Source organism: Pseudanabaena sp. CCNP1317 (assembly GCF_034931345.1).
In the GTDB taxonomy this organism is placed as follows: Bacteria; Cyanobacteriota; Cyanobacteriia; order Pseudanabaenales; family Pseudanabaenaceae; genus Pseudanabaena; species Pseudanabaena galeata.
Map to the genome: position 1 here is coordinate 1 of NZ_JAYGIF010000153.1, position 12,216 is coordinate 12,216.

Genomic DNA, 12,216 nt, shown 5'->3' on the forward strand with positions numbered 1-12,216 from the left:
CACTTCACAGAAGATTCGCGTGATATCCAAGTGCGATACGATACTGTTCATATTGCTGAGGCTTTTAGTTTGTCAAACCTAGTCTCAGCTTTTCTTTTGCTTTTGTCTACTCCATCGAACTCACGTTAACATGAGTTCAATATAGCCATTTGCGGCGTGCTTCACACGCCACAAATGGCGAAAAATGGTAAGAATCGCTTAGCTTACCATTTTTCGCCATTGTCGAACAGACGCTAAACTAAGGTAGGGCATAGCTCTCTGCGTTATTGATCTAATTGGGATGTAATCGAGGATGCATCATTGAACGGATCGGTTCGTTACCAAGTAAATGCATTTCAACTATTGTCTGGGCTTTTTTAGGCGTAACATGCCAATAGTAGATATTGTCTGGCAATACAACAACTATAGGACCAGAGCCACATAGCCCTAGACAGCCACAAGCTTCTACACTGACCTTAACAATTTTTTGCTGTTGCAATGTTGCCAAAACTTTATCTGCACCATCCTTGGCACAGGTGCGATGTTGACAAACAAGAACTTGACGGCTGGGAGAACTATCCAAGATGGCGATCGCATTGTTGAATATAGTCTAGAAGTCTTAATTGGTAGTGCTTTTAGACTTTTTGGACTTTAGCGCACGACGAGAACTGGTGAGACACAATGATGCATCACATAATCACTGACACTACCTAGCATCATCCTTTCAATCGAACCTAACCCTCGCGATCCCAAAATCACTAAATCGGGGGTTTCTTCCTTTGCCACATAGCAAATTACATCTCGAGGCTGTCCTGTTTCTAGTCTAGTACGGTTTTTAATCTGGGAAGCTTGACAAGTGTCTTGGGCTTTTTGGAGTAGGGCTTGACCTGCATTTAAGATTTTGCGCTCCAGTTCCACATCGGGCAATCCACGCCAACCAACCCAATCACCTGTCGGCAGCATAACCTCAGGGATATAACTACTAAGTGGTTCAACAACAGTCAACAAGACAATTTCGGCTTCTAGAGGAACTGCAAAGCTTAAAGCTTTTGCAAGAGCGTGTTCGCTAGCTTGAGAGCCATCAATAGCAACTAAAAATTTCATATGCTTACCGTAATATAGAACTTATAGTGACTGCAATGCTTGGTAATACCAAATCAAGAAATGGCTACGCTATTTCTTGATTTAAAAACCCTTACTGGGTTTGGTTTTTAATTCTCAAAAGTGTTGTCACACTTTCGCGTATTAGTATAAATACTTAGGAGCTAATACGTTCATCCACATATGGCGATCGCCAATTTTAATTTTCAAGATAGGGTTAATTTAGCGTGTTTATTAGCAATAGCTTACCTTTAACCGAAATAATCTGAGAAAATCCAAAATTTGCAAATATCTATATAACTAATTACAGACCCAAATATACTGAAGTTAATCAACAAGTTGTAAATCTTTGCTGTAGTTCATCTCTTGTAATATTCCATGACACGCGATATTCGTATTGGTTTTGCTAACTCTGTGGGTAATACCCCCCTCATTAAAATTGAATCTCTTTCAGAAGCGACAGGCTGCACTATTTTAGGCAAAGCTGAATTTCTGAATCCAGGTGGTAGCGTTAAGGATCGCGCTGCTCTATTTATGGTGTTAGAAGCTGAAAAAGCGGGAACCCTCAAAGCTGGCGGTACGATTGTTGAAGGGACAGCAGGCAATACTGGCATTGGTTTAGCTCTTGTTGCTAATGCACGTGGTTATCGCAGTGTAATTGTGATGCCTAGTAATCAATCGCAAGAGAAAATTGATTTACTCAGGACTTTGGGCGCTGAAGTAGAACTAACTACCCCTGCACCTTTTGCTAGTCCTGACAATTACTATCATGTTGCTCGGAAGCGTTCGGAAGAAGTTAATAATTCTTTTTGGGCAAATCAGTTTGAGAACTTATCTAATTCTGACGCGCACTACTATACGACTGCACCTGAAATCTGGAATCAAACTGGCGGCGAACTAGATGGAATTGTTATGTCTTCTGGTACTGGTGGTACGATCGGCGGAGTGACGGCTTATCTCAAAGAACAAAACCCTAAAATTGCTACCTATTTAATTGATCCCACTGGTTCAGGTTTATATAGTTACGTGACTAAGGGTGAATTTAAGGCTGAAGGTAGTTCGATTACTGAAGGTATTGGCATCAATCGAGCAACAGCAAACTTTAATCGGGCAAGACTTGATGGGGCTTTCCAAGGTACTGATCAGCAAGTAATCGAGATGGCACAGTATTTACTAAAGCATGATGGCTTGTTTATAGGCAGTTCGGCGGCGCTAAATGCAGTTGGTGCAGTCAAACTGGCGCGTAAACTAGGCAAAGGTCACACGATCGCGACAATTCTCTGTGATGGTGGTGGTCGATATCAGAGCCGAATGTATAACCCAGAATGGCTAGCAGAAAAAGGTTTATCTCCATTGGCTACAGGGCTGGAGTTTATTGATGACTAATTTGAGGACTGATTTAACAACGAAAAAGTATCGCTGTATCGGTGTTGGTGTGGTCTGGGATCGCGATCGCCAACGTATCCTGATTGATCGTCGTTTGCCTGAGGGCGAACTGGCTAGCTATTGGGAATTTCCAGGTGGGAAGATTGAGAGGCATGAGACTGCGGCAGAGTGTATCAAGCGTGAGTTGCAAGAGGAACTAGCGATCGATGTGGAAGTTGGCGATCATTTGATCACCGTCGATTTTGAATATGAAACATTGAGAGTAAGTTTAATCGTGCATCACTGTACCCATATTTCAGGTGAACCGCAGGCGATCGCTTGTTCAGAAATCCGCTGGGTAACGGTTGATGAATTAGATACCTATCAATTGCCCGCCGCTAACTATCAAATAGTCCAAGCATTAAAAGAATAAAAATCATCAAATTGCGGATAAGCGTGTCTTAGCGCTTTTCAAACAAGCGAAGTGCTTCCCCGCCAAAGTCTGGGAAACAATAGACTGATAAGCGCTATAAAGTAACTCTTGTTCACAATTGCCTGACTAATTTTACTAATCGAGGTAAGAAATTTACTGATGGAAGAAATCAGTGCGGAACAACTAGCGTCGGAGCTATATCAACAAGGAGTGAGCAACTTTGAGGGTGGCAACTATCAACAGGCGATCGCCCTACTCGAACGCGCCCGTGCTTTAGCTATTTTAGAAACCACTTTGGGTGGCGAAATTCTCATATGGCTAGCCAATGCCTATGATGCAATGGGTAGAACTGAAGAGGCGATCGCCCTATGTCGTAGCCTTAAAAAGCACCCAGTTAATAGTGTGCGGAAATCAGCCCGTTACATGTTGGGAATTTTGACTGCGCCACAGTTAAGCAAACTTGAAGGTGTTGTATCGGAAGTGCCGATTTTACAATCACCTGATAGTTACCAATCGAAGCCAGTGGCAAGAAGTAACATTACCAACCAGAATAGTCAAAAGCCATTTCGTGAAGTTCCTCTTGAAAAGCCAAATACCGAAAGCAACAATAACTTTTTGTGGTTTGCGATCGCAGTTTCTTTACTGCTTTTAGCAATTTGGACAACAAAATGAGCCAATAGTGCTAATTCGTGTCGCTATTCTTTAGCTTTAAGTGCTGTAAACATCAAACTCAAAAATGAATGGTATGCTAGCTTATACTTTTGTTAAGTTAATTAAAGCAAAATTCAAACTTAATCAAGTAAATTTCAACTATTTCTGGGAGTAAATGGCGTGATGAGGAGAGCGATCCCCGCACAATGGATTAATTTAGGAATGCACCTAGTTTCAATGGTGTTTGGTCTATTTGGCTTGGTTTTCGTACTGCCAAATACCGAGTTTATTGAAAGCTTGTCTGAAGCTGGTTTGCAAGTCTTTTCATGGGGAATGCAAAATGGCGGTGCATCCTACATGATTTTTGGCGCGATCGCCGCTTTCCTTTATGGGAAGCAAACTATCGGGCTCAAGCGCACACTTGCATTTTGCATTCCTGCGATCGGACTTTCCCTAAGTAGTGAATTACTAGGAACTAGTACTGGTTTTCCTTTTGGTGCTTATGCTTATCTCAGTGGTTTAGGTTACAAAATTGCAGATTTAGTACCTTTCACAATTCCCCTGTCATGGTTTTACATGGGATTTTCTGCGTTCTTAGTATCAGCAACTCTAATGCGCTTCGGCACAGGCTGGGGCTATAGAATTGCGGCGATCGCTCTGGGATCTTTAATGCTGACATCGTGGGACTTTGTACTTGATCCCGCAATGAGCCAAACACCCTATCCTTTCTGGGAATGGCATCAAGCAGGCGAATTCTACGGAATGCCTTACCAAAACTTTTTTGGCTGGTTTGGGACTGGCTGCGTATTTATGACAGTTGCCTCACTAATTTGGGGCAAAGACAATCAACCAATTCTCAATCGTCAACAAATCATTTTCCCTACAATCATGTATGCAGGAAACTTTATGTTTGCGTTGATATTGAGCTTTAATGCAGGTTTTTACGTTCCAGCTTTGTTAGGTATTGTCGTTGGAGCCTTGCCAATTGTGGTGCTTTATTTCTCTACTCCTAATGGTGAAGACGAAGAAGCGATCGCTAACTCTTCTACAAATATCCCAGTGATAGCAGTAGATACGCCCAAAGTAGAAACAATTGCTACTCGTTAAGTACTTGTGCAAAGTAAATTAAATTACCAAAAGGTGTAAAGTTTCGCCCCTATGGGGCGAAACTTTACACCTTTTGAATTTTAATTAATTCTGCCTAGCTTTACAAAACAAATAAAAAAGGGGAGGCGCAAAGCGCCTCCCCTTTTTTATTTGTTTTGTAAAGATTTTAACTCTCGCAAAATCACCATCAAACCTTTATTTTGATGATCAATTTGTTCTGAGATTTTTTCCATGCGCTGAGTCAAAGAATTGATCGCCTGATCTTGATGATCGATTCGAGCATTTAACTCATTAAACCGCGCTACAACTTCACGCTGAATCAAATTTTCGATTCCTTGTACTAACAAAGTCTCAGTCGCAGTGAGTCGATTAACGATCATTTGTAGACTGGGTTCTTCGGTACGCGGCATCTCTCTAACCGCAGCAGGTGCAGATCGAGCAGTCGCTGCTGAAACGGGTTGAGCAGGTTCAGGTGTTAAAAAGTTTTGAATGCGAGCAACTAATACATCCGCTTCAAAGGGTTTTTCAAGGAAGTCAAACTCAGTGAATGGCTCAGGCACATGCTCAGTGACTTGTTCCTTCAGCCCCGAAATCATGATTACAGGAACTTTTTGCAATCCTTCGACACGACGGATTGCCTGTAAGGTTTGATAACCATTGTATTTGGGCATCACGAAATCAAGCAAAATTAGGTCAGGAAAGGCTCGGCGAGCAGCATCTAACCCTGATTTGCCATCACTTGCTTCTAAGACATCATATTTTCCTGACAAAATGCTTTTGACCATTTTGCGGATCATGATGCTGTCGTCAATTACCAGTACTTTCTTTGCAGTCATGGATTTGAAGAATCCGCCCCAAATAGCTATGCGAGACCATCATATTACATCACAAAACTTGATTGGTTTAAATATTTTCTGACAGGTTCAAGATGAGCGCGATCGCGTTAGACTTAAAAGACTCATTTTCTTTCGGTTTTATGGCAAAACGCTACACTATTGATTCATCACAAATTATTCGTCGTGTCGAAGAACTGATAGATGCTTCTTCTAATCGTTATCGTATTACTGTGCAAGTGGCTAATCGTGCCAAGCTCAGACGCTATGAAGATGATGATTATGACGATCGCATGATGAAGCCGATCCTCCGCGCCATTATGGAAATGTCTGATGAAATTTCCCAGCCTGAAATTCTAAGCGACTGAAAGGCTTAAATTTATAGTTTGTCGCGCTTTGTACGACAAACTATAAATTCTCAAAGAAATATGTTAAATTTCACGGATCAAAACGCAGCAAAGCATCTGCTTTGTGGGGAGGGTTGGCGAGTTGGCTGGCGCTCAGATGCGGATGTATATAAGGGACTGGTGGGGGCAGACAGTTGGGCGATCGAGCTAACTGAGGGTGAGTTTAAAGATTTTTGTAAATTAGCATCGCAACTTGCAGAGACAATGCAGTTGATGGCAGGTGAGTTGTCAGATGGGGAAAAAATTTGCTGTACCTTAGAGACTGAAGAGCTTTGCCTTGAGGTGAATGGCTATCCTCACGCTTTTAATTTGCATTTTCAGTTATTAACGGGGCGACGTTCAGAAGGCTTTTGGGATGAGGGTGCTGTGCCTTTTTTGATTGAGGCGATCGCCCATTTGCTAAATTAAGACATAACTTGCCTAATTTGATTAGGGGCGAAAACATGACCAGTGTTGTTATTGAAAAAAATGTAATTGACTCAGAGGTAAAGCCAAAATTAACCTTAGAGGAGTTTTTGAAATTGCCAGATATAGATGAAAGTTATGAGCTAGTTGAAGGAGAAGCAATTAAAAAAATGTCACCTAAATTTTTTCACTCTTCCTTAACAACTGTTTTTTGGGTTGAGCTTTCAGCGTGGTGTGATGGGTTTGGGCGCGTGAGGGTAGAGTGGTCAGTGGTCTTAAAACGAAGGGATAAAGATTGGGTTCCTGTGCCTGACTTGCTCTATGTTTCCCATGAGCGTCTTGCTTCAGATTGGCGTGAAGATGCACCTTGTCCAGTGTTGCCTGAATTAGTGATTGAGATTGTATCGCCAGATCAAATTTTTAATCAGCTAGCTCAAAAAGCGATGGATTATTTGAGCGCAGGCGTGGATCGTGTTTGGGTAATTTATCCACCGATGCGGAGCCTGACGGTATTTTTTGCCGATCGCCCTCCTGAGACTTATCGAGGCGATCGCCAAATCACTGATGATTTATTTCCTAACTTGGCAGTAACTTCAGAACAGTTTTTTATAAAAGCGGGAATTTAAAATAATTCTGACCAATTAAAAATCATGTCAGGAAATGCAAGAATTGAGAGGGTATCACCCTGCTCATAGCGCTGCATCCGCTTATAGCCTGATGCTGATGGTTGTGTATAGCCTTCAATAATTTTTTTATTCACATTAAATAGCCACATTTCAGGAATACCATTGGCTGCGTAAAGGGGCATTTTTTCATCTCGGTCATAGGTGATCGTGCTATCCGCAACTTCGATAATCAACAAAATGTCATCAGGTGTTGGTAAATGTTCCTCATAAAAATCATCACGCCATTTAAGGACAGCAATATCTGGCTGTGGCTGGGCATGATTGTTTAATAGGACAGAATTTTGAGCGGAAACCATAGCGAGATCGCCCAATTTTTTCTCAAATAACTTAACTAGTCGAATAATACAAGCAACGTGTTTTCTGCCAATGGGTGACATTTCTCTGATTTCTCCGTTAATTAATTCAAGGCGATCGCCCTCAGCAAATACTCCCGCTTCATGCATGAGGTTGTATTGATGGGTCGTGAATTTATGGGTGCTGGGCGCAATTAATTGGGCTGTCATAAGATTTCACTTAACAATATGGTTGTTTATCGAGTCTATGCAATAGCTAAATTATCAAATTTATGGAATAGCTAAAAAGTTTGCTGGGCAAACCTCTTAGCTATATGCCTAGATTTTAATTCATTGATTTTCTGGCTAAGCTAACTGCTTTAACAAAGCTATAGACACCCACAGGTAAGCTGATTAGCAAAATTGCCCAAGTCGTTGCAAACCCAAAATCTGGTGCGCCGTAGGAAATTTCGTAAATGCAGCCAACAAAAGCGATCGCGGCCACGATGGCAATAAGCAGAATTAATTGGGCTTTTATATAATCGGGTGACATAAATTAAGTTTGATTAGGTTAGTTGAGTCTTAATATTTAGTATTATTGCTGAATGTGAGTGGTACTAAGTACTGCTCACATTCATATTCGCATATTGATTGATAAGTAATGGACAGCAGATATAATCCTCAGCAGATCGAACCCAAGTGGCAAAAAATTTGGGCAGAGAAACAACTTGACAAAGTAAGTAACGCAATTGATGCAACCAAAAAGAAATTCTATGCGCTGTCAATGTTTCCCTACCCATCGGGCGATCTGCATATGGGGCATGTCCGTAACTACACGATCACCGATGTGATTGCCCGTTACAAAAGAATGCAGGGTTATCAAGTATTGCACCCGATGGGTTGGGATGCTTTCGGGTTGCCTGCGGAAAATGCAGCGATCGATCGCAATACCCATCCTGCCAAATGGACTTACGCCAATATCGACAATATGCGATCGCAGCTTCAGCAAGTGGGCTTGTCCTACGACTGGGATCGCGCGTTAGCCACCTGTTCGCCTGACTATTACAAATGGACACAATGGATCTTTTTGCAATTTTTGGAAGCGGGTTTGGCCTATCAAAAAGAGGCAAAGGTTAACTGGGACCCAATCGATCAGACCGTAATTGCCAATGAGCAGGTGGATAATGAGGGCAGATCTTGGCGATCGGGTGCATTGGTAGAGAAGCGCAAATTGCGTCAATGGTTCTTGAAAATCACCGACTATGCCGAACAGCTTTTGCAAGATTTGGACAAGCTCGATGAATGGCCATCTAATGTCAAAATCATGCAAGCCAATTGGATCGGCAAGTCCACAGGCGCAGAGCTAAGTTTTGCGATCGTTGGCACTGATCAGAAAATCACAGTTTTTACTACCCGTCCTGATACTGTTTACGGTGTGAGCTATGTTGTGCTTGCCCCTGAGCATCCCTTAGTCGAGACTTTGACCAGTGCAGCCCAAAAAGAAGCTGTTACCAAATTTATCGAAGAAGTCAAAAATCTCAGCGAAATCGATCGCACCTCCGATGATCGCCCTAAACGTGGCGTAGCGATCGGTGCGAGTGTAGTTAATCCCTTCACAGGCAAAGAAGTTCCCATCTGGATAGCCGATTATGTTCTCTTTGAATATGGAACTGGCGCTGTCATGGGCGTTCCTGCCCACGATGTCCGCGATTTTGCCTTTGCAAAACAGTATGACCTTCCTATTCAAACCGTAATCGAATCTAACTCCCCTCTGCCCGTGGGAGAGGGGCAGGGAGTGAGGGAATCTGCCTATACTGACGCAGGAATCATGGTCAATTCTGGTGAATTTAATGGGTTGGATTCCGTAACTGCGAAAACCAAAATCATTGAACTCGCAGAAAAAAATCAATGGGGAACTGCCAAAATCACCTATCGCTTGCGTGACTGGTTGATTTCGCGCCAAAGATATTGGGGCTGCCCAATTCCCGTCATCCATTGCCCTAGTTGCGGCATCGTTCCTGTTCCCCATGCTGATTTACCCGTGATCTTGCCTGAAGATGTGGAACTCACAGGACGAGGAGCCTCGCCTCTCGCACAAAAAGATTCTTGGATCAATGTCCCTTGTCCTAAATGCGGCACAGCAGCCAAGCGAGAAACCGACACGATGGATACCTTTATCGATTCCTCTTGGTATTTCTTGCGTTTCAGCGATGCCAAAAATGCTCAAGAAATAGGCGATCGCAATGCCATCAATAATTGGATGCCCGTCGATCAATATGTTGGTGGTGTGGAACACGCGATTTTGCACTTGCTCTATTCACGCTTTGTGACTAAGGTTTTGCGCGATCGCGGCTTGCTCAATTTCGATGAACCTTTTACGAGATTGCTGACTCAGGGCATGGTGCAGGGTCTGACCTACATGAACCCCAATAAAGGCGGCAAGGACAAATGGGTTCCTTCCGCTTTAGTTGATCCCAAAGATCCTAAAGATCCGAAAACAGGCGAACCGTTGCAAGCGCTCTATGCCACGATGTCTAAATCTAAGGGTAATGGGGTATCACCTGTCGATGCGATCGCTAAGTATGGAGCCGACACTTTGCGAATGTTTACTCTTTTCAAAGCTCCTCCTGAAAAGGATTTAGAATGGGAAGATGCCGATGTTGAAGGTCAGCAACGCTTCCTAAATCGGGTGTGGCGCTTAGTCTCTAGCTTTGTTGAAACCAAGCAGAATGGAATTTCTAAAAAAATTGATAAGAACTTACGCAGAGCCATTCACATCGCTATCAAGGAAGTCTCTGAAGATTTTGATGGAGGATACCAACTCAATACCGCGATTTCGGAAATGATGAAGTTGAGCAATGCTTTGCAAGATGTGGAAGATAAGAGTTCGGCTACTTTCCTAGAAGGTGTGGAAACTCTCTTAACTTTACTGGCTCCTTTTGCACCGCACATTGCTGACGAACTTTGGTCAGCGATCGGTCACACAGACTCAATCCATTTACAGCCTTGGCTCAATCATGATCCTGATGCACTAACCGTTGATGAGATTACCCTCGTAATTCAAATCAATGGCAAAGTACGTGGCAGTCTCCAAGTGCCATCTAGCGCTAGTAATGACAAGCAAGCATTGGAAGAGTATGCGCGCAGTTCAAGTGCCGCCCAGAAGTATCTCGAAGGTAAGGAGATTAAGAAGGTGATTGCTGTTGTAGGAAAGTTGGTTAATTTTGTAGTTGTCTAATCCGAGATCTGATGCGTTACAGTAATGTGGCGGATCAGATCTTTTTTGAAATAATGCCAATTCAAGCTTGAAATTCAAAACCTATACTAATCAAATCTGAATTGCACTGACCATGTTACGAATTACCGAAATTAAACTTCCACTCGATCATCCTGAAGATGCACTGAAATTAGCAATTCTCAAAAAGCTGCAAATCAAGCCTGAAGAATTAACTAGTTATTCTATTTTTAAGCGCAGTTATGATGCACGTAAAAAGACAGATATCTATTTAGTCTATATCGTTGATGTCGAAACTCCTTTAGAGAAACAACTAGGCGATCGCCTCTCTAAAGATCCCCATGTTAAGCCCACGCCAGACATGAGCTATCAATATGTCACCAAGGCTCCCAGTAATTTAAAAACTCGTCCAATCGTAATCGGCATGGGGCCAGCAGGGATGTTCGCAGGGCTAATGTTGGCACAAATGGGATTTCGACCCATTATTTTAGAAAGGGGTAAAGCAGTCCGCGATCGCACTGCCGATACCTTTAACTTTTGGAAGGGAAGAGCCGAATTTAATCCTGAATCTAATGCTCAATTTGGCGAAGGTGGTGCAGGGACTTTCTCCGATGGGAAACTTTATAGCCAAGTCAAAGATCCGCAACACTATGGGCGCAAAGTTCTCACTGAATTTGTGAATGCAGGCGCATCCTCTGAGATTCTCTACATCAATAAACCCCATATTGGCACGCTTAAACTAGTTGGCATCGTTCAAAGTTTTCGCGCTCAAATTCAAGCACTCGGCGGTGAAATTCGCTTTCAAAGTCGAGTGGAAGATATTGACATTCAAGATGGCAAAGCGAAAGGTGTAACCCTTGCTAGTGGTGAATATATTGCTAGTAATCATATCGTTCTTGCTGTTGGTCATAGCGCCCGTGACACCTTCCAAATGCTCTACGATCGCGGCGTATATATTGAAGCCAAGCCTTTCTCAATTGGCTTTCGGATTGAACATCCACAAACTCTGATTGATCAAGCGAGATTTGGCAATTACGCAGGAAATAAAATTTTAGGTGCTGCTGACTATAAGTTAGTTCACCATTGTCAGAATGGGCGTTCTGTTTATAGCTTCTGTATGTGTCCAGGGGGGCTAGTTGTGGCGGCAACTTCTGAGGTTGGGCGGGTGGTTACGAATGGCATGAGTCAATATTCGCGTAATGAGCGGAATGCCAATAGCGGCATCGTGGTGGGGATTACGCCCGACGATTATCCAGAGCATCCCCTTGCTGGCATTGATTTTCAGCGTCGCTTAGAATCTCGCGCCTTTGAGCTTGGTGGTGGAACCTATGCCGCACCAGCCCAACTTGTAGGGGATTTTCTTGCTAACCGTCCTTCTCAAGATCTCGGTAAAGTCCATCCTTCCTATGCACCTAATGTGAATTTATGTGATTTGAGTGAGAGTTTGCCTGACTATGCGATCGCTGCCATCCGCGAGGCTTTACCTGCCTTTAATAAACAAATCAAGGGGTTTGCGATGGATGATGCGATGCTCACGGGTGTAGAAACGCGCACTTCTTCACCGATTCGGATTAAACGTAATGAGAAATATCAGAGCCTCAATGTGGAAGGACTTTTTCCTACGGGTGAAGGTGCTGGCTATGCAGGTGGGATTCTCTCGGCGGGGATTGATGGGATTAAAGTCGCTGAGGCTGTAGCGTTGAGTATAATGACATAGCCGCCCATAAGCTATTTGGATTACT

14 protein-coding genes are annotated in these 12,216 nt (G+C 43.1%); 9 read left to right on the forward strand and 5 right to left on the reverse strand.

Annotated elements, in window-relative coordinates; genetic code table 11:
• Positions 1–271: 271 nt before the first annotated feature.
• Together VB775_RS23705 and VB775_RS23710 are read right to left on the reverse strand one after the other, a co-directional pair.
• Positions 272–562 (reverse strand): (2Fe-2S) ferredoxin domain-containing protein, encoded by a 291-nt coding sequence (locus VB775_RS23705; protein WP_281008935.1) that lies wholly within the window; start codon positions 560–562, stop codon positions 272–274.
• A gap of 68 nt (positions 563–630) precedes the next feature.
• The gene (locus VB775_RS23710; RefSeq protein ID WP_281008936.1) at positions 631–1,083 is read right to left on the reverse strand and encodes a universal stress protein; all 453 of its coding nucleotides are present in this window, start codon (positions 1,081–1,083) and stop codon (positions 631–633) included.
• A gap of 375 nt (positions 1,084–1,458) precedes the next feature.
• Here VB775_RS23710 and VB775_RS23715 point away from each other — a divergent pair, with 375 nt between their 5' ends.
• The 4 genes from VB775_RS23715 (at position 1,459) to cruF (ending at position 4,636) form a co-directional block, all read left to right on the forward strand.
• Positions 1,459–2,466 carry a cysteine synthase A gene (locus tag VB775_RS23715; protein ID WP_281008937.1) on the forward strand — a complete coding sequence of 336 codons (1,008 nt, stop codon included), beginning with the start codon at positions 1,459–1,461 and terminating at the stop codon, positions 2,464–2,466.
• Entirely contained in the window at positions 2,459–2,878 is a 420-nt protein-coding gene (gene mutT, locus VB775_RS23720) for an 8-oxo-dGTP diphosphatase MutT (protein WP_281008938.1), read from the forward strand. Before VB775_RS23715 ends, mutT begins: the two co-directional genes overlap by 8 nt.
• Positions 2,879–3,037: 159 nt before the next feature.
• A complete protein-coding gene (locus tag VB775_RS23725; protein WP_281008939.1) occupies positions 3,038–3,550 on the forward strand; it encodes a tetratricopeptide repeat protein in 513 nt (170 codons plus the stop codon).
• Between the two features lie 162 nt (positions 3,551–3,712).
• Positions 3,713–4,636 (forward strand): gamma-carotene 1'-hydroxylase CruF, encoded by a 924-nt coding sequence (gene cruF / locus VB775_RS23730; protein WP_281008940.1) that lies wholly within the window; start codon positions 3,713–3,715, stop codon positions 4,634–4,636.
• A gap of 146 nt (positions 4,637–4,782) precedes the next feature.
• On the opposite strand, the gene VB775_RS23735 is transcribed toward cruF, so the two are convergent.
• Positions 4,783–5,472, reverse strand: a complete 690-nt coding sequence (locus VB775_RS23735) for a response regulator (RefSeq protein ID WP_281008941.1) — start codon at positions 5,470–5,472, stop codon at positions 4,783–4,785.
• A gap of 140 nt (positions 5,473–5,612) precedes the next feature.
• Here VB775_RS23735 and VB775_RS23740 point away from each other — a divergent pair, with 140 nt between their 5' ends.
• Genes VB775_RS23740 through VB775_RS23750 form a run of 3 tightly spaced genes read left to right on the forward strand, consistent with a single transcriptional unit; the run spans position 5,613 to position 6,907 of the window.
• Entirely contained in the window at positions 5,613–5,837 is a 225-nt protein-coding gene (locus VB775_RS23740) for a DNA-directed RNA polymerase subunit omega (RefSeq protein ID WP_094532780.1), read from the forward strand.
• A 60-nt stretch (positions 5,838–5,897) separates the two neighbouring features.
• Positions 5,898–6,284 carry a DUF1818 family protein gene (locus VB775_RS23745; RefSeq protein WP_281008942.1) on the forward strand — a complete coding sequence of 129 codons (387 nt, stop codon included), beginning with the start codon at positions 5,898–5,900 and terminating at the stop codon, positions 6,282–6,284.
• Between the two features lie 35 nt (positions 6,285–6,319).
• The gene (locus VB775_RS23750; RefSeq protein ID WP_281008943.1) at positions 6,320–6,907 is read left to right on the forward strand and encodes a Uma2 family endonuclease; all 588 of its coding nucleotides are present in this window, start codon (positions 6,320–6,322) and stop codon (positions 6,905–6,907) included.
• Here VB775_RS23750 and VB775_RS23755 read toward each other — a convergent pair.
• Positions 6,904–7,470, reverse strand: coding sequence for a Uma2 family endonuclease (locus VB775_RS23755; protein ID WP_281008944.1), 567 nt, complete (start codon positions 7,468–7,470; stop codon positions 6,904–6,906). The two genes, VB775_RS23750 and VB775_RS23755, sit on opposite strands and share 4 nt — an antisense overlap.
• Positions 7,471–7,585: 115 nt before the next feature.
• Positions 7,586–7,792 (reverse strand): hypothetical protein, encoded by a 207-nt coding sequence (locus tag VB775_RS23760; protein ID WP_281008945.1) that lies wholly within the window; start codon positions 7,790–7,792, stop codon positions 7,586–7,588.
• A gap of 108 nt (positions 7,793–7,900) precedes the next feature.
• Here VB775_RS23760 and leuS point away from each other — a divergent pair, with 108 nt between their 5' ends.
• Positions 7,901–10,477 carry a leucine--tRNA ligase gene (gene leuS, locus VB775_RS23765; protein WP_281008946.1) on the forward strand — a complete coding sequence of 859 codons (2,577 nt, stop codon included), beginning with the start codon at positions 7,901–7,903 and terminating at the stop codon, positions 10,475–10,477.
• A 112-nt stretch (positions 10,478–10,589) separates the two neighbouring features.
• Positions 10,590–12,191 carry an NAD(P)/FAD-dependent oxidoreductase gene (locus VB775_RS23770; RefSeq protein ID WP_281008947.1) on the forward strand — a complete coding sequence of 534 codons (1,602 nt, stop codon included), beginning with the start codon at positions 10,590–10,592 and terminating at the stop codon, positions 12,189–12,191.
• Positions 12,192–12,216 lie beyond the last annotated feature (25 nt).